Origin of the sequence: Sphingomonas hengshuiensis (assembly GCF_000935025.1) — a bacterium.
Lineage (GTDB): Bacteria > Pseudomonadota > Alphaproteobacteria > Sphingomonadales > Sphingomonadaceae > Sphingomonas > Sphingomonas hengshuiensis.
Window position 1 is genome coordinate 4923465 of sequence record NZ_CP010836.1, and the last position, 16817, is coordinate 4940281.

Annotated in this window: 12 protein-coding genes; 9 read left to right on the forward strand and 3 right to left on the reverse strand. The window is 66.8% G+C overall.

Annotated elements, in window-relative coordinates; all coding sequences use genetic code 11:
• The first annotated feature begins 709 nt into the window (after nt 1–709).
• The 3 genes from TS85_RS22565 to TS85_RS22575 all read left to right on the forward strand — a co-directional run bounded on the left by TS85_RS22565 (nt 710) and on the right by TS85_RS22575 (nt 5112).
• On the forward strand, nt 710–1786 hold the full coding sequence (locus TS85_RS22565) for a DSD1 family PLP-dependent enzyme (protein ID WP_044335264.1): 1077 nt from the start codon (nt 710–712) through the stop codon (nt 1784–1786).
• Nucleotides 1787–2127: 341 nt separating this feature from the next.
• Nucleotides 2128–2997: a GGDEF domain-containing protein gene (locus TS85_RS22570; protein WP_044335266.1), complete on the forward strand. Its 870-nt coding sequence runs from the start codon at nt 2128–2130 to the stop codon at nt 2995–2997.
• Nucleotides 2998–3048: 51 nt separating this feature from the next.
• Complete coding sequence (locus TS85_RS22575) at nt 3049–5112, forward strand: S9 family peptidase (RefSeq protein WP_044335267.1); 2064 nt, start codon at nt 3049–3051, stop codon at nt 5110–5112.
• Between the two features lie 37 nt (nt 5113–5149).
• Here the strand turns inward: TS85_RS22575 and TS85_RS22580 are convergent, their stop codons facing one another.
• Nucleotides 5150–5860, reverse strand: a complete 711-nt coding sequence (locus TS85_RS22580; RefSeq protein ID WP_044335269.1) for a Crp/Fnr family transcriptional regulator — start codon at nt 5858–5860, stop codon at nt 5150–5152.
• A gap of 151 nt (nt 5861–6011) precedes the next feature.
• Here TS85_RS22580 and murA point away from each other — a divergent pair, with 151 nt between their 5' ends.
• On the forward strand, nt 6012–7295 hold the full coding sequence (gene murA, locus TS85_RS22585; RefSeq protein WP_044335271.1) for a UDP-N-acetylglucosamine 1-carboxyvinyltransferase: 1284 nt from the start codon (nt 6012–6014) through the stop codon (nt 7293–7295).
• Nucleotides 7296–7643: 348 nt separating this feature from the next.
• Here murA and TS85_RS22590 read toward each other — a convergent pair whose 3' ends face one another.
• The gene (locus tag TS85_RS22590; protein ID WP_044335274.1) at nt 7644–9986 is read right to left on the reverse strand and encodes a GH92 family glycosyl hydrolase; all 2343 of its coding nucleotides are present in this window, start codon (nt 9984–9986) and stop codon (nt 7644–7646) included.
• Between the two features lie 146 nt (nt 9987–10132).
• Here TS85_RS22590 and TS85_RS22595 point away from each other — a divergent pair, with 146 nt between their 5' ends.
• Nucleotides 10133–11029 (forward strand): iron-containing redox enzyme family protein, encoded by an 897-nt coding sequence (locus TS85_RS22595; RefSeq protein WP_044335276.1) that lies wholly within the window; start codon nt 10133–10135, stop codon nt 11027–11029.
• Nucleotides 11030–11061: 32 nt separating this feature from the next.
• The gene (locus tag TS85_RS22600; RefSeq protein ID WP_044335278.1) at nt 11062–12051 is read left to right on the forward strand and encodes an SGNH/GDSL hydrolase family protein; all 990 of its coding nucleotides are present in this window, start codon (nt 11062–11064) and stop codon (nt 12049–12051) included.
• Between the two features lie 15 nt (nt 12052–12066).
• Here TS85_RS22600 and TS85_RS22605 read toward each other — a convergent pair whose 3' ends face one another.
• Complete coding sequence (locus TS85_RS22605) at nt 12067–13383, reverse strand: cystathionine gamma-synthase family protein (protein WP_044335280.1); 1317 nt, start codon at nt 13381–13383, stop codon at nt 12067–12069.
• Between the two features lie 513 nt (nt 13384–13896).
• Here TS85_RS22605 and TS85_RS22610 point away from each other — a divergent pair.
• Genes TS85_RS22610 through TS85_RS24945 form a run of 3 tightly spaced genes read left to right on the forward strand, consistent with a single transcriptional unit; the run spans nt 13897 to nt 16792 of the window.
• Nucleotides 13897–15828 carry a ribonucleoside-diphosphate reductase subunit alpha gene (locus TS85_RS22610; protein ID WP_044335282.1) on the forward strand — a complete coding sequence of 644 codons (1932 nt, stop codon included), beginning with the start codon at nt 13897–13899 and terminating at the stop codon, nt 15826–15828.
• A gap of 29 nt (nt 15829–15857) precedes the next feature.
• The gene (locus tag TS85_RS22615; RefSeq protein WP_227698581.1) at nt 15858–16340 is read left to right on the forward strand and encodes an SPFH domain-containing protein; all 483 of its coding nucleotides are present in this window, start codon (nt 15858–15860) and stop codon (nt 16338–16340) included.
• A complete protein-coding gene (locus TS85_RS24945) occupies nt 16337–16792 on the forward strand; it encodes an endonuclease domain-containing protein (RefSeq protein ID WP_320407134.1) in 456 nt (151 codons plus the stop codon). The genes TS85_RS22615 and TS85_RS24945 overlap by 4 nt, the downstream gene beginning before the upstream one ends.
• Nucleotides 16793–16817: the final 25 nt, after the last annotated feature.

A 16817-nucleotide genomic window follows, 5' to 3' on the forward strand; every position in this document is an offset into this window, starting at 1 on the left:
GTCGCGGGGCATCGGCGCGACGCTAAGTTTACGAAGTTTAGGGTATGCACCCGTAAGCGTGCGCGCTCCGGGCAGCGTATGAAGTTCAGACCCCAGGTGCGGGCGGGCGACACGAAGTTTATGAAGTTTAGGGTCCACACGCACGCGCGTGCGCGCTTCGGGGCGCCGCCGCGAGAGCGGGCAGGGAGGCGGGCGAGGCGGCGGGGACTCGGCATGGCTTAGCTGATTGCAGACGAAATCCTACATTGGAAGGGGCGAACGCAGTTATTGAAGGGTGATCGCATAGGGGCGTTGCGAGTGCCGGGCATTGGGTGGGTTTGGCTGCGGTCGGGCTCGATACCCGGCGGGCACGGTCCGCCTCCTTGAGAAAGCTCGGGCGGGAATGACTGCCCCAAAAATCCTCCCCGGAACGGCAGGGCAATCGCATTTGGATGCGTATGCACCCCTATTACCGCCGTCATGCTGAACTTGGTTCAGCATCCATGTATCCACAAGCAACGGCGTAGCGGGTTGAGGGTTGGATGCTGAACCAAGTTCAGCATGACGGGAAGTGGGAAAAGCGTCCCCCGCTCCCTATGCGGTCCCCCTCCCCGAGCTTCGCCCGGGGAGGAATGATCATCGCGCGAAATGCCTCCGGTATCGCGAAACGCCGCGCGCTTCGAAGTCAGGACGATGGCGCGGGGGGCGGACTTGGGGCTATCGTGGCGCAATGCCCTATCCCTTTCCCCGCGATGCGCTGCCCACCCCGGCGCTTGTGATCGATCTGGCGGCGCTCGAGCGCAACATCGCCGCGATGGCGGCGTTTGCGGCGGCGCGCGGCATCAAGCTGCGCCCGCATGCCAAGACGCACAAGAGCGCCGAGATCGCGCTGCGCCAGATCGCGGGCGGCGCCGTGGGGATATGCTGTGCCAAGCTGGGCGAGGCCGAGGCGCTGGTGGATGCGGGGGCGGCGGACATTCATTTGACCTCGCCGGTGGTGCGGCCCGATGCGATCGCCCGGCTGGCCGCGCTCAACCGCCGCATCGCGCTGTCGGTGGTCGTGGACCATCCGGACACTGTCGTGGCGCTCGATGCGGGGGTCGATGCGCCGCTGACCGTGCTGATCGATGTCGATCCGGGGATGCTGCGCACCGGGGTCGCGTCGGCGGAGGCGGCGGTGGCTTTGGCGCGGGCGATTACGGCGTCGGCGCGGCTGAAGCTGGGCGGGGTGCAATTTTACTGCGGGTCGCTCCAGCATGTGCCGGCGCTGGCCGAACGGCGCGCGGCGCTGGCCGAGCGGGCCGAGTATCTGCGCAGTGTGCTGGCGGCGCTGGCGGAGGCGGGATTTGCCGTGTCGCATGTCACCGGCGGCGGCACCGGCAGCTTTGCGATCGATGCCGAATTGGGGGTGCTGACCGAGCTTCAGGTCGGCTCCTATGTCTTCATGGACCGCGAATATCGCGATTGCGAGGCGGCGGGGCCGGGGTTCGAGACGGCGTTGTTCGTCGATGCCACCGTGGTCAGCGTCAATGCGCCGGGCCGCGTGACGATCGACGCGGGGCTGAAGGCATTTGCCGCCGATGCCGGGGTGCCGGTGGTGCTGGCGGGCGCCGAGGGACGGTATGTCTTTACCGGGGACGAGCATGGCGCGGTGATCGGCGCGGTGCCGCCGGGACTGGGCGCGCGCGTCGTGCTGATGCCGCCGCATTGCGACCCTACGGTCAACCTGTACGACCGCTATCATCTGGTGGCGGGGGACGAGGTGATCGGCGCCTGGCCGGTCACAGCGCGGGGCTGCTCGACGTAAGTGATTGTTTGGAAATTCGCGAAAGAGCGAATTTCAGTGCGGCACCGCCCTCCGCACTCTTTCCAACGACGCTTCGCATCGCTGGAACCTTGGAGCGCTCCGCCCGCTCCCCCGCCCGGCCACCCATAGAATACTGCCGTTGGGTGGCCGGGCGGGGGAGCGGGCCGGTGCCGCGAAATGCGCCACGGCGCATTTCCAAACAGCTCTGAGCCCGAAGGGCGACGGAACGGTGCGCAACTGCGGCGAGCGGCGGGCGCATCGACCCTTTTGGAATCAACTAATTGCGGCAATGCGCCGAGAAGGGCCGCGCCTGCATGTTGCGGGCGTGGAGCGTACCCTCGATGCAGTTTTACCTTGCTACGTCCTTCCTGTTTCCAACGAGTTTCCGTGCGCGGCTGTTCGCGCTGTGCTTCGTCGCGACGCATGTGCCGCTGCTTTCCTATATCGTCTGGGGTGCGGCGACCGGGCGGATCGCGGCGGGCGAAGTGATCCTGCTGCTGCTCGCGACCGTCATCGGCGCAGGTATCGCGCTGGCGGGGATGGGGGCGCTGCTCCGCCCGGTCGACGCCGCCGCAGAGGCGCTGCGCACGCTGGAGAGCGGCGGGAAAGTCGCTCCGCTGCCCGTGGCGCGGGGCGACGTCGTCGGCACGCTGCTCAGCGGCGTCAACCGCGCGGCGGGGGCGTCCGAGGCGCGGGCCAGCGCGCTCGACCTGGCGGCGCATGAGGATGTGCTGACCGGGGTGCGCAATCGGCGCGGCTTCCTGGCCGATATCGCCGCGGCGGATGCGGGCGGGCGGGGCGCGATCGTGCTGATCGACCTCGACCATTTCAAGCTGGTCAACGACCGGCTGGGCCATGATGCGGGCGACCGCGTGCTGCGCGGCTTTGCCGAGCGGCTTTCGGGGGAGCTGCGGCGGCGCGACCTGCTGGCGCGCTGGGGCGGCGAGGAGTTTGCGATGCTGTTCTGGGACGTGACCGAGGAAGAGGCGGTGCGCGTGCTGGAGCGCGTCGCGCGGACGCTGATCGGCGACCCGATCGAGCGCATCGAGGGCCGGGCGGTCACGTTTTCGGCGGGGGTCGCGCGCTATCGGCAGGGCGCGCTCGATGCGGCGCTGGGCGAGGCGGACGAGGCGCTGTACCTCGCCAAGCATGGCGGGCGGAACCGCGTGGTCGCGGCGGCGCAGGCGCGGCAGTCGCAATACGCGGGATGACCGGCGCGCGCGGCTCTCGACACGCGGGCGGGCTGGGCTAAGGACATAGCGATGACCGATTTGCCCAATCCCCCCGTCGCCGCGACGCGCCCGCATGCCTTCACCTTCCACGGAGTGACGGTAGAGGACCCCTGGGCGTGGCTGCGCGATCCGGGCTATCCCGATGTGACGGACACGGACGTGCTGGCGTATCTGGCGGAGGAAAACGCCTATTTCGACGCGGTGATGGCGCCGCTGAAGCCGCTGTCGCAGCGGCTGTTCGAAGAGATGCGCGCGCGGATCAAGGAGGATGAGTCGACCGTTCCGCAGCGCGACGGCGACTGGGTGTACTGGACCGATTACGAGACCGGCGGCGAATATCCGCGCTGGTGGCGGCGGCACGTCGATGGCGGCGCGGACCAGCTGATCCTCGACGAGCCGGCGCTGGCCGAGGGCAAGGAATATTTCCGGCTCGGCGCGATTTCGGGGAGCCCCGACGGGCGCTGGCTGGCCTATGCGTTCGACGACAATGGCTCGGAGCGGTTCGAGGTTCGGGTGAAGGACCTGACGAGCGGCGAATTGCTGCCCGATACGATCCCCGGCATGCTCTCCGAAATCGTGTGGACCGCGGATTCGAAGGGGTTCCTGTACGGGCTGGCCAACGACAACTGGCGGACCGACAATGCCCGCTGGCACAGACTGGGCGAGGCCGTAGAGCGCGACGTCGAGATTTTCCGCGAGGCCGATGAGGGCTATCGCGTATCGGTGGGCGAGACTCAGTCGCGCAAGTGGCTGCTGGTATCGACCGGCGACCATAACAGCACCGAAATCTATCTGCTCCCCGCCGACAATCCCGCCGCGCCCTTGGTCTGTGTCGCGCCGCGCAAGGAGGGGCGCGAATATGATGTCGACGAGCATGACGGCGTGCTGTTCCTCCACACCAACGACACCGATCCGCAATTCCGGCTGGTGACTGCGCCGGTCGAAGCGCCGGGCGAATGGACCGAGCGGATCGCGGCGTCCCCGCATTTCTACATGACCGGGGTGACCTGTTTCGCCGATTTCTTCATCGTCGAGGGGCGCGAGGACGGGCTCGATCAGATCGAGCTGCACCGCTACGACCCCGCAGTGCCGCCGGTGCGGCTGACCTTCCCCGAGGCGAGCTATGTCACGGGGCTGGGCGACAATCCCGAATATGCGGTGGCGAAGCTGCGGCTGGGCTATGAGTCGATGGTCACGCCGGGGACGGTGCAGGATTATGACGTCGCGACGGGCGCGCTGGAGACGCTCAAGGTCCAGGAGATACCGAGCGGCTATGACGGCAGCAAATACCGCACCGAGCGGCTGAAGATCGCGGCGCGCGACGGGACGAAGGTGCCGGTGTCGATCGTCTACCCGAAGGATTTCCCGCGCGACGGCAGCGGCAAGCTGTATCTCTATGCGTACGGCGCCTATGGCCATGCGATCCCGCCGGGTTTCTCGACCAGCCGGATGTCGTTCCTCGACCGCGGCATGGCGTTCGCGATCGCGCATATCCGGGGCGGCGACGACCTCGGCCAGCAATGGTATCATGACGGCAAGCTGGAGAAGCGGACCAACAGCTTCACCGATTTCGTCGACGTGGCGAAGGGGCTGATCGCGCAGGGCTATACCCACGCAGGCGGCATCGCGATCGCCGGGCGCTCGGCGGGGGGCGAGCTGATGGGGGCGGTGGTCAACAGCGACCCCGAACTCTGGGGCGCGGTGATCGCCGACGTGCCGTTTGTCGACGTGCTCAACACGATGCTCGACGAGAGCCTGCCGCTCACCCCCGGCGAATGGCCCGAATGGGGCAATCCGATCGAGGATGCGAACGCGTTCGCGCTGATCCGGTCGTACAGCCCCTATGACAATGTGACGGCGCAGGACTATCCGCCCTTGTTCATCAGCGGCGGGCTCAACGATCCGCGCGTGACCTATTGGGAGCCGGCCAAATGGGCGGCGAAGCTGCGCGCGACCAAGACGGATCGCAACGTCCTGCTGCTCAAGACCAATATGGGCGCCGGGCATGGCGGCAAGTCGGGGCGGTGGGAGAGCCTGAAGGAAGCGGCGGAGGAGATGGCGTTCGTGCTGTGGCAGCTGGGGGTGGAGGGGTAGGGGCGACCCCGCGCACCCTCACCCTTCCGGCGCGGCCTCAGTCCCGCGGTTTCGGCAGCCAGGCCAGGTTCAGCCCCTCATAGCGGTTCACATAGTTCGCGGTGTGGACGAGCGCGCGTTCGTCCACGATCGTCACGCGGCCCGCTTCGCGCGCGATCATGCCGTCGTCTTCGAGCTGGCGGAGCATGCGGTTGACATGGACCGCGGTGAGCCCGGTGGCGTCGCCGATCTCTTCCTGCGTCAGCCCCAGCGCAAAGGCATTGGCGATGGTCTTGTCGGTGCCGCGCAGCCGGTTGCGCAGCTCGAGCAGCAAGGCGGCGACGCGTGCCTTGGCGCTGGTGCGTCCGAGCGCCGCAAGCCGATCGGTCAGCGCGACGCGCTCGATCTGGCCATAGACCAGCACCATCGCCGACAGCCGGGGGTGATCGATCATGATCTGCGCCAGCGCGGCGCGATCGAAGGGCGAGACGACGCAGTCGGACAGCGCCGCGAGCGTTTCCGGCGCCTCGCGATAGACTGCGCTCGACACGCCGAGCATGTCGCCGGGGAACAGGAAGCGCAGAATCTGGCGGCTGCCGTCGTCGAGCAGGACATAGCTCATCATCAACCCGCGGCGCAGGATGAACAGCTCGCCGCATTCTTCATTCTCACGCTGCAGCACCGCCCCGCGGCGCACATGCCGCTGGCGTTCCTCCAGTTTTTCGAGCGCCGTCTTCTCCCCCGGAGTCAACGCGATAAGCTCGCTCAATATGTCTGCGAAACAGCTACCCGACACGCAATCGCTTCTCCCCCTATTGCAGTGCAAAGCAGCGCCGACGGACCCGCGCATTAAAGTCGATCAATACTTCGCTCCGACTGGCGCGCTTGCGAACGCCCGCCGAGCGGCTAGAAGCGCGGGCATGGACCGTATAATCATCCGCGGCGGCAAGCGCCTGCTAGGTAGAATCCCGGTATCGGGGGCGAAGAACGCGGCGCTGACGCTGATGCCCTGCGCGCTGCTGACCGACGAGCCGGTGACGCTGCGCAATCTGCCGCGGCTCGCCGATGTCGACAGTTTCGGGCATCTGCTCAACGAGCTGGGCGCGTCGACTGCGATCGAGGGGACGCGGCCGACCGATTTCGGGCGGGTGATGACGATGCGCGCGGGGCATCTGACCTCGACGGTCGCGCCCTATGACATTGTGCGGAAAATGCGCGCGTCGATCCTCGTACTGGGGCCGTTGCTGGGGCGTGCGGGCGAGGCGACGGTGTCGCTGCCCGGCGGCTGCGCGATCGGCAACCGCCCGATCGACCTGCACCTGAAGGCGCTGGAGGCGATCGGCGCCGAGATCGAACTGGCGGCGGGCTATGTCAAGGCGACCGCGCCCGGCGGGCGGCTGGCGGGCGGGCGCTACAGCTTCCCCGTCGTGTCGGTGGGCGCGACCGAGAATGTGCTGATGGCGGCAGTCACCGCGCGCGGAACGACCGTGCTCGACAATGCCGCGCGCGAGCCCGAGATCGTCGACCTGTGCAATCTGCTGGTCGCGATGGGCGCGTCGATCCACGGCATCGGCACCGAGCGGCTGGAGATTGAGGGCCGCGACCGGCTGCACGGCGCGACGTACAGCGTGATGCCCGACCGGATCGAGGCGGGCAGCTATGCCTGTGCCGCGGCGATCACCGGCGGCGATGTCGAGCTGGTCGGCGCTGATGCCGACGACATGCGCGCGACGCTGGACGCGCTGGTCGAGGCGGGGATCACCGTCGAGGAAGGCCGCGATTCGGTTCGTATCATCGCGACCAACGGCATCCAGCCGCTGACGCTGTCGACCGCGCCGTTCCCGGGCTTCGCCACCGACATGCAGGCGCAGTTCATGGCGATGCTGTGCAAGGCCGACGGCGCCAGCGTGCTGACCGAGACGATCTTCGAGAACCGCTATATGCACGTCCCCGAACTGATCCGGATGGGCGCCAATATCGAAGTCCATGGCCGCACCGCCGTGGTGCGCGGCGTCGACAAGATGGTCGGCGCCCCGGTGATGGCGACCGACCTGCGCGCGTCGATGAGCCTGATCCTCGCCGGGCTGGCGGCGGAGGGCGAGACGCAGGTCAACCGGGTGTACCATCTCGACCGCGGCTATGAGCGGCTGGAAGAGAAGTTGCAGGCGGTGGGCGCGGATATCGAGCGGGTTGGCGACGGTTGAGGGCTGTACCGACCGCGGTTTCGCCCCACCCCGTCACCCCGGCCCTGTGCCGGGGCCCAGCTGTGGCTTGGGGAATGCGATGCGGTGATGGGGTGCCGGAGTGGCGCGGTGGGCCCCGGCACAGGGCCGGGGTGACGGTTAAGAGGGATGCCGGGTGCGGGCGCCGCTTGCTATCCTGGGCCCTCCGCTTCGGGGCCCCGGACTACTCCCCACTTCGTCACCCCGGCCTTGTGCCGGGGCCCAGCTGTGGCTCGGGAAATGCGATGCGGCGGCGGGGTGCCGGTGCCGCCCGGTGGGCCCCGGCACAGGGCCGGGGTGACGAAGTGGGGGAACTCTCCCGACCGTCCCTTACCGCACCCCCGCGGCGCTCGCCGAATAGGGCCGTGCCGCGCGTGCCGTGGCCCAGCTTCTGTTCGGGCGCGGCTGCATCGTGAAGCGCAGTTCGCCGCCGGCCACGAGTTCCTCGTGCCGGAGATAGCCGCGGGGCAGCGGGCGGCCGTTGAGCGTGACCTTGCCGACATAGCGATTGGCGTCCGACAGCCCGCTCGCGACGACCGTGAAGCGCTTGCCGTTCGGCAGCGTGAGCACCGCGCGATCGACGAAGGGGCGGCCGATGACATATTGGTTCGATCCCGGCGCGACCGGATAGAAGCCGAGCGCCGTGAAGACGAGCCACGCCGACATCTGGCCGAGATCGTCATTGCCCGACAGGCCGTCGGGGGTCGGCTTGTACTGGCTGCCCACGATCTGCGTCAGCCGTTCCTGCGTCCGCCACGGCTGGCCGGCAAAGCCGTACAGATAGGCGACATGGTGGCTGGGTTCGTTGCCATGGATATATTGGCCGATCAGCCCGGCAATGTCCTCGGCATGGCTATAGTCGAGCTTCGAGTTGTCGAAATCGAACATCGCATCGAGCTTGCGCACCGCCGCCGCGTCGCCGCCGAGCAGGCGGAACATCGCGGCCTGATCGTGCGGCACGAACCACGAATATTGCCAGGCATTGCCCTCGGTATAGTCGCTGCCATAGTTGATCGCGGTCGGATCGAACGGTTCGCGGAAGCTGCCGTCGCTCAGACGCGCGCGGAGGAAGCCGGTCTTCGCATCGAAGCTGTTGCGCCAGTTGCCGGCACGCTTCTCGAAGGTCGCGGCGACGTCCGCCTTGCCCAGTGCGCGCGCCATGCGGGCGATGGTCCAGTCGTCATAGGCATATTCGACGGTCTTGGACGCCGCCTCGGGCTCCTTGTCGATCGGGACATAGCCGAGCCGCATATACCAATCGAGCCCGCCATAGGGGCCATAGCTCGCGCTCTGCACCATCGCCGCCAGCGCGGCGTCTGCATCGAAGCCGCGCACGCCCTTCAGATACGCGTCGGCGATCACCGGGACCGCGTGATAGCCGATCATCGTCCAGGTCTCGCGCCCATGGAACTGCCAGACCGGGAGGATGCCGAACGGGCTCGCCTGCTGGCTGGCGAGCAGCGAGCGGATGAAGTCGGCGTTGCGGCGCTCGGGCTGGACGAGGAGCAGCAGCGGATGTTCGGCGCGGAACGTGTCCCATAGCGAAAAGGTCGAGTGGAAGGTGAAGCCCTCTGCCCGGTGGACCTGATCGTCGGGCCCGCGATAGCGGCCATCGGTGTCGGAGAAGACGCTGGGCGCCATCAGGCTGTGGTAGAGCGCGGTATAGACGCTGGTCCGCATCGGCGCGGGGGCGTCGATCTGGAGCACGCCGAGTGCCGCCTCCCATGCCGCGCGGGTGCGGGCGCGGATCGCGTCGAAATCGCCGGGCTCGCTGTCGAGATTGGCGATCGCGCCGTCCTCATCGACGCTGGAGAGTGCGACCTTCACTTCAAGCGGCCTGTCGAGCAGCCCGAAATCGAGCCGGGCGACGAGCGCGCGCCCGGCAAGCTGGGCGGCATCGTCGCGGCCGCGCGAGGGGCCCTGGAAACCCTTGTACGGGACTTTCTCCTCGGCGTTGAAAAAGCCATGGCCGGTGAGCGGCGCCGAGGGCCGCATCGCGAAGTACAATTTGCGCGCGGGCGCCCAGCCGCGGGTCTCGCGCATGCCGGTGATCGTGCCGTCGGGGCGGATGCGGACCGAGGACCAGAGCGTCTTGCCCGGATAAGTGTACAGCGCGCTGCGCAGGTCGAGCACCAGATGCGCGGGCGCGCCGGGGGTGAAGCGATAGCGCTGGACCCCGATTCGCGTGCCGGCGGTCATTTCGGCGCGGGTCTGGGCGTCGTCGAGCTGGACGGCGTAATAGCCGGGCGAGGCGGTCTCGCTCTGCTTGGCGTAGCGCGAGCGATAGCCCGAGCGCGGCGTCGCGGGGTCGCCGGGCTCCAGCGGGACGACATCGCCGCGCACCGGCATCACCAGGAAATCGCCGAGGTCCGAATGCCCCGCGCCCGAGAAATGGGTCATCGAGAAGCCCTGGATCGTCGGGTCCTCATAGCGATAGCCCGCCGCGTGCGGGTAGCAGGCGCGGATCTCGCAGCGGGTGTCGGTATCGGGGCTGAGCTGGACCATCCCGAACGGCGCGACCGCGCCCGGAAAGCTATGGCCCTCGCCGCCGGTGCCGATGAAGGGATCGACGCTGGCATAGCCGCTGGGCGGCGCGGTTTGCGCGACGAGCGGCCCCGTGGCGAGCGAGAATGCGGCGAGCGCGGATAATGTCCGGCGAAAAGAGGCGATCATCGCCCACAGCTTAGCGCAGTTTCGCAGCAGTAGAAGCGCCCGCTTCACGATGCCGGATTCGTCCTGATCCAGGTTAGGGGCGGGGCGCGCGTCGGAACAATCGCTTATTTCGGAGGGTTTTGGGGGCCAGCAGGAGTGATACCGACATGGCTAGCCGCCCACACGATTTCGCGCAGGTCGCGGAATCGCAATTTCTGACAGACAGTTTCCAGCGCGGATTGGCGCATTGGAATCGCGAGCGGCTGGAACCCGGATTCCCCAGCAACGACTGGCAGCGCCGGTTCGAGCGCGACGTCAAGATGCAGCGGCTGGAAGGCGGGTTCCTCGAGGAACTGCGCGCCGAGGTGATCGACGAGGCCGCATCGGTGCCGACCGATGTCGAGGGCTTTATCGAGTGGTTCGAGGCACTTAAGGCTGTAGGGCCGGGGCAGGGCGATCCGCTGTTCCCCTGGCTCGCCGAGGATGCCGATCGGGACGAGCTTCGATGGTTCTTCGAACAGGAGGCCGCGGGCGAGGCGGGGTTCGACGACCTGGTCGCGATGACGCAGGTCAAGCTGCCGGTGCGGCCCAAGCTGGAACTGGCGCGCAATTACTGGGACGAAATGGGGCATGGCACCGAAAAGGGCATGCACGGCCCGATGCTCGACGGGCTGGTCGAGACGCTGGCGGTCGAGCCGGTGATCGAGAACACGGTGTGGGAAAGCCTGTGCCTCGCCAATGCGATGACCGCGATGGCGACCAGCCGGCGCTATGCGTGGCATTCGGTGGGGGCGCTGGGCGCGATCGAACTGACTGCGCCGGGGCGCTCGGCGCTGGTCGCCGAGGGGCTGAAGCGCGTCGGGCTGACGCCGAAGGAGGCGCGCTACTTCACGCTGCACGCGGTGCTCGACGTCAAGCATAGCGAGGACTGGAACCGCGAGGCGATCCGCCCCGCCGTCGAGGAAGACCCGGCACGCGCGACGGCGATGGCCGAGGGCGCGCTGATCCGGCTGCGCTGCGGGGCGCGGTGCTTCGAGGCGTATCGCGCGCGGTTGTGGGGATAGCCGACAGGGCGGCGGCGGGCTAGGCTTGGCACATGCTGATCTTCGCGCTGCTCGCCCTTGTTCCTCCCATTCCCGACGACATGCCGATCCCGGTATATGTCGGCGGGCGTGTGACCGCCGACCTGGAGTTCGGCTGGCCCGGCGTTTACTTCGAGGGGCGGTTCCGCGGCAGCGACGTGACCGTCGAGGTCGAAAGCGAGAATGACAGTTTCCGGCTTCTGATCGACGGGACCGAACGCGCGACGCTGCGCGGCGGCGCGGTGCGGTTCACGGTGCGGGATTTGCCCGCCGCCGAGCATGTCGTCCGGCTGGAGAAGCTGACCGAGAGCCAGTCGGGCAAGGCGCGGTTTCGGGGCTTTTTCACGCGGACCGGCCAGCCTGTCCGGGTACGGCCCCGCGCGCGGCAGATCGAAGTCATCGGCGACAGCCACAGCGTTGGCTATGGCGACCTGTCTCCCACGCGCGCCTGCAATGGCGCGCAGGTGCATGACACCACCGATACGCAGGCCGCGTTCGGCCCGTTGCTCGCGAAGCGGCTGGACGCCGATTACCGGGTGATTGCCTATTCGGGCTATGGTGTCGTGCGCAACTATGCCGGGCGCAAGCCGGGCGAGAACCTGCCCTTTCTCTATCCGCGCGCGATCCCCGCCGACGCGGCGCCTGCCGCCGTCGATCCGGCATGGCGTCCGCAGTTGATCGTCATCAACCTGGGGACCAATGATTTCTCGACTTCGCTGCACGCCGGCGAGGCCTGGGCCGACGATGCGGCGCTGCGCGCGGACTGGCGCGCACGCTATGTCGATTTCGTCCGCGCGCTGAAGGTGCGCCAGCCGGGCGCGCGGTTCGTGCTGATGGGCGCGGCCAATTTCATCGCGGACACCCGCGCCGTGGGTGCCGCGACCGGTGCGACCGTGGTGGAAGTGCCCACGCTCGAACTGACCGGGTGCAACTACCACCCCTCGCTCAAGGACCAGCAGGTCATGGCCGGGGTTGTCGAGGCGGCGGCGGGAACGCTGGACTGAACCGCGGGTACGCGCTTAGACCGCCTTCAGCGCCTCCTCGAAATCGGCGATCAGGTCGTCGGCATCCTCGACGCCGATCGAGATGCGGACCAGGTTATCGGTGATGCCCAGCGCCTGCTTGCGCGCCTCCGGCACCGACAGATGGGTCATCCCCGCAGGGTGCGACGCCAGCGTCTCGGTGCCGCCCAGCGAGACGGCGAGCTTGGCGATCCTGAGCGCGTCGAGGAAGGCGAACGCCTCTGTCTCGCCGCCCTTGAGATAGAGCGAGAAAGTCGATCCCGCGCCGGTGCAGTGGCGGCGATAGATATCGGCCTGGCGCGCATCCTCGCCGCGTTCGAGGAAGCCGAGATAGCCGACATGCTGCACCTTTGGGTGCGCAGCAAGGAATTCGCAGACCTTCGCCGCATTCTCGCCGGCGCGGCTCATCCGCAGTTCCAGCGTCTCGAGGCTGCGGAGCAGCATCCAGGCGGTGTTGGGGTCGCAGATCGTGCCGATCGTGTTGCGCATCAGCCGGATGGTGTTGATATGCGCCTTGGTGCCGAGCACGCCGCCCGCGACGAGATCGGAATGGCCGCCGGCATATTTGGTGAGGCTGTACACCACGATATCGGCGCCCTGCTTGAGCGGCTGTGCCCAGAGCGGGCCCAGGAACGTGTTGTCGATCGCGATCGGCGGCTTGTTCTCCCCGGTGAAGATCGCGTCGCGGCTGGCGGCGACCGCCTCGACATCGACCAGCGCGTTGGTCGGGTTGGCGGGGCTTTCGAGATAGATCAGCGCGACATGGCCGGTGGCGGCCTTGGTCAGCACCGCGTCGATTTCCGCGCGCGTCGCGCCCGCCGGGAAATCGAGCCAGTTGACCCCGAACCGGCCGAGGATGCGCGCGACCAGCGTCTCGGTCGCGGCATAGAGGGGGCCCGAATGGACGATCGTGTCGCCGGGCTTGACCATCGACAGGAACAGCGTCGCGATCGCCGACATGCCGCTGGAAAAGGCGAGCGCGTCCTCGGCCTCTTCCCACACCGCCAGCCGATCCTCCAATATCTCCTGGTTCGGGCCGTTGAAGCGCGAATAGACGAGGCCCTCGGCGCCGCCGGGGCGCTTGCCGGTGACGCCTTCGAAATGGCGCTTGCCCGCCGCGGCATTGGGGAAGACGAAGGTCGAGGTGAGGAAGATCGGCGGTTTCAGCGATCCTTCGGACAGCACCGGATCATAGCCGTGGCCCATCATCATCGTGCTGGGCCGCAGCTTGCGCCCGCCGATGCTCTCGACATTGGCCCGGGGGCGGCGGCGCGGGGTGGCGCCGGTCAGGTCGGCTTCGGTTTCGTCGGTCATGCGGGCTCTCCGGGATTTTGTGGTTGGTTATTTTTGTAACGATCCAAAAGCCGATTGGCACCCCGCCCGCGCAGGCCCCAGGGTTACCGCCGCGTTACTCATAGTGGCGGATGATTCCTCCCCCGGAAAATTTTTGCAGTTCGGTGTTCGTTCTCTTGCGTTTACGGAAGGTGCCGGAAGTCCGTGCGTCGCGGCAGTTGGCGGTTTGGCGCGTGCCGCGAACCGAGTCATTTTAGCGACGAACCGTTGACCGGCAGGGCCATTTAGCGGGTTGAACCCGGACTCGGTTTGGCACAATCTGTAGTGGTTGCATTGAGGGGCAAGCTCAAGCACTGGTAGGATCATCGCCGCGATACCATATGCGGACGACAGGTTCCCGTGCGTGGCGCCGGCGCGATGGTCACTTTTTGTTCTCGCGCAATGCGGTGCTGATGGTACGATCACAAACCGCCCCCGAGTCGGAATTAAGCGCCCCTTGCATGGGGCTTGTATGAGTCAGAGGGCGAGAGAGTCATGGAATTCAGGGACAGCGAGACCAGCGTGAACGATACCGTCGCCGAAGCCGCCGCAACCGCGCTGAAAAGCGCCACGGAAACCGTCGCCCAGGCTGCAAAGCCGGGCAAGAAGGACCAGGATTCGCGCACCATCAATCCGCGCCCCTATCCGGTCGAGGTCGACCATAGCCGCGACGCGCTGCTCACCGATTTCGGCAAGGAGACGCTGAAGGACCGCTATCTGCTGCCCGGCGAGAATTACCAGGACCTGTTCGTCCGCGTCGCCTCTGCCTATGCCGACGATGCGGGCCATGCGCAGCGGCTGTACGACTATATCTCGCGGCTGTGGTTCATGCCGGCGACGCCCGTGCTGTCGAATGGCGGCACCGGGCGCGGGCTGCCGATTTCGTGCTTCCTCAATTCGGTGCCCGACAGCCTGAACGGCATCGTCGATACCTGGAACGAGAATGTCTGGCTGGCGTCGCGCGGCGGCGGCATCGGCACCTATTGGGGCAATGTCCGCGGCATTGGCGAGCCGGTCGGCCTGAACGGCAAGACCAGCGGGATCATCCCGTTCGTGCGGGTGATGGACAGCCTGACGCTGGCGATCTCGCAGGGGTCGCTGCGCCGGGGCTCGGCGGCCTGCTATCTCGACGTGAGCCATCCGGAGATCGAGGAGTTCCTCGAAATCCGCAAACCCTCGGGCGATTTCAACCGCAAGGCGCTGAACCTGCACCACGGCGTGCTGATCCCCGATGCGTTCATGGAAGCGGTGCGCGACGGTGCCGAATGGGAGCTGAAGAGCCCCAAGGACCAGTCGGTGCGCGGCAAGGTGGACGCGCGCGCGCTGTTCCAGAAGCTGGTCGAGACCCGGCTGGCGACCGGCGAGCCGTACATCGTCTTCGCCGATCATGTGAACAAGGCGATGCCCAAGCATCACCGCGATTTGGGCCTCAAGGTCTCGACGTCGAACCTGTGCGCCGAAATCACACTGCCCACCGGCAAGGACCATCTGGGCAATGAGCGGACCGCGGTGTGCTGCCTCTCGTCGCTCAACCTCGAAACCTGGGACCAGTGGAAGGACGAGAAGGGCTTTGTCGAGGACGTGATGCGTTTCCTCGACAATGTGCTGGACGATTTCATCGCGCGCGCCGAGCCGGGGATGGAACACGCCGCCTATTCCGCTGCGCGCGAGCGTTCGGTGGGCCTGGGGGTGATGGGCTTCCACAGCTTCCTCCAGGCGCGCGGGCTGCCGTTCGAAGGCGCGATGGCGAAGAGCTGGAACCTGCGCATCTTCAAGCATGTGAAGGCGCAGGTCGACCAGGCATCGATGGCGCTTGCGGTCGAGCGGGGCCCGTGCCCCGATGCCGCCGACATGGGCGTGATGGAGCGTTTCAGCTGCAAGATGGCGATCGCGCCGACTGCGTCGATCAGCATCATCTGCGGCGGCACCAGCGCGTGCATCGAGCCGATCCCGGCCAATGTCTACACGCACAAGACGCTGTCGGGCAGCTTCTCGATCCGCAATCCGTATCTGGAAAAGCTGCTGATCGACAAGAGCAAGAATTCGGAAGCGGTGTGGAACACGATCCTTGAACAGGGCGGATCGGTGCAGCATCTCGATTTCCTCACGCCTGAGGAAAAGGATTGCTTCAAGACCAGCTTCGAGATCGACCAGCGCTGGATCCTTGAACTGGCGGGTGACCGCGCGCCGTTCATCGACCAGGCACAGTCGCTCAACCTGTTCATCCCGGCGGACGTCGAGAAATGGGACCTGCTGATGCTCCATTTCCGGGCGTGGGAATTGGGGATCAAGTCGCTCTATTATCTGCGCTCGAAGAGCATCCAGCGCGCGGGCTTTGCCGGCGGGGTGGAAGCCGACAACACGATCGACCTGCGCCAGATCGAAGTGGAGTCGAAGGATTATGACGAATGCCTGGCGTGCCAGTGAGGCGCGCGCGGCATCGTATAGCCTGAGCCATGAAGCCGCCTTCTATGTCGGTTTGGCTAAAGGACCGGCGGGCGAACCCGCCACTGGGCGGGGAAGGTCGAAGCATGAATCAGAATATCGGATGCACGCTCGCCGCGGCGGTTGTCGGCGTCATCGCACTCGTCCTCGCTATGTTCGTCTATCCGCAATATCGGGTCTATTCGCAGCGCCTTTCGGGCGAGGCCGCGCTGGCAGAAGCGCAATCGTCGCGCCAGGTGGCGATCCTCGAAGCACGGGCGAAAAAGGAAAGTGCGATTCAGCTAGCCGAGGCCGAAGTCATTCGCGCACGCGGCGCGGCCCAGGCAAACGCGATTTTGCAGAATAGTCTGGGCGGGCCCGAGGGCTATCTGCGCTATCTGCAAATTCAGGCTCTGGAATCGAGCAAGGCATCGTTGATCTATGTTCCGACCGAGGCAGGGCTCCCGGTGACGGAGTCGCGCCGCCTGAGCGCCGCGCCTGCACAGGAGCCATGATGGCGGAGCTATGCGATCGAGCCCAGCAATCTGTTCCCGCAGAGCGCGTGGGAAGGGTGAGGGGAAATGGGTGCGGCCTGACCAAGCGCCAGTTGCTGCCCGCCGCCACCGTCCAGCGATCGCGTATCCTGCGTCGCGACGCTAGCGTACCGGAGCAGGCACTATGGGCGGCGCTGCGGCGGGCGTTGCCGGCGGCACGGTTCAGGCGCCAGGTGCCATTTGGTTGCTATCATGCCGATTTTTGCTCGCATGGAGCAAAGCTCATCGTCGAAGTGGATGGGGCGACCCACGTGGCACGCCCTGCGCAGGACGAAGCGCGCACGCGCTTCTTGAACGCAGAAGGCTATCGTGTGCTTCGGTTTTGGAACAATGCGGTGATGGAAAATCTGGACGGGGTGGTTGCTGAGATAGCCCGGCATCTGCCCCCTGCATTGCGTGGGAACGTTGCGTGATACGTTCCTCTCACCCTTCCCACTG

Bases quoted from the DNA above. Each gene is read 5' to 3' on its own strand.
- TS85_RS22565 (WP_044335264.1), top strand. From the start codon at position 710: ATGCCCTATCCCTTTCCCCGCGATGCGCTGCCCACCCCGGCGCTTGTG.
- TS85_RS22595 (WP_044335276.1), top strand. From the start codon at position 10,133: ATGGCTAGCCGCCCACACGATTTCGCGCAGGTCGCGGAATCGCAATTT.
- murA (WP_044335271.1), top strand. From the start codon at position 6,012: ATGGACCGTATAATCATCCGCGGCGGCAAGCGCCTGCTAGGTAGAATC.
- TS85_RS22575 (WP_044335267.1), top strand. From the start codon at position 3,049: ATGACCGATTTGCCCAATCCCCCCGTCGCCGCGACGCGCCCGCATGCC.
- TS85_RS24945 (WP_320407134.1), top strand. From the start codon at position 16,337: ATGATGGCGGAGCTATGCGATCGAGCCCAGCAATCTGTTCCCGCAGAG.
- TS85_RS22600 (WP_044335278.1), top strand. From the start codon at position 11,062: ATGCTGATCTTCGCGCTGCTCGCCCTTGTTCCTCCCATTCCCGACGAC.
- TS85_RS22605 (WP_044335280.1), bottom strand. From the start codon at position 13,383: ATGACCGACGAAACCGAAGCCGACCTGACCGGCGCCACCCCGCGCCGC.
- TS85_RS22615 (WP_227698581.1), top strand. From the start codon at position 15,858: ATGAAGCCGCCTTCTATGTCGGTTTGGCTAAAGGACCGGCGGGCGAAC.
- TS85_RS22610 (WP_044335282.1), top strand. From the start codon at position 13,897: ATGGAATTCAGGGACAGCGAGACCAGCGTGAACGATACCGTCGCCGAA.
- TS85_RS22590 (WP_044335274.1), bottom strand. From the start codon at position 9,986: ATGATCGCCTCTTTTCGCCGGACATTATCCGCGCTCGCCGCATTCTCG.
- TS85_RS22570 (WP_044335266.1), top strand. From the start codon at position 2,128: ATGCAGTTTTACCTTGCTACGTCCTTCCTGTTTCCAACGAGTTTCCGT.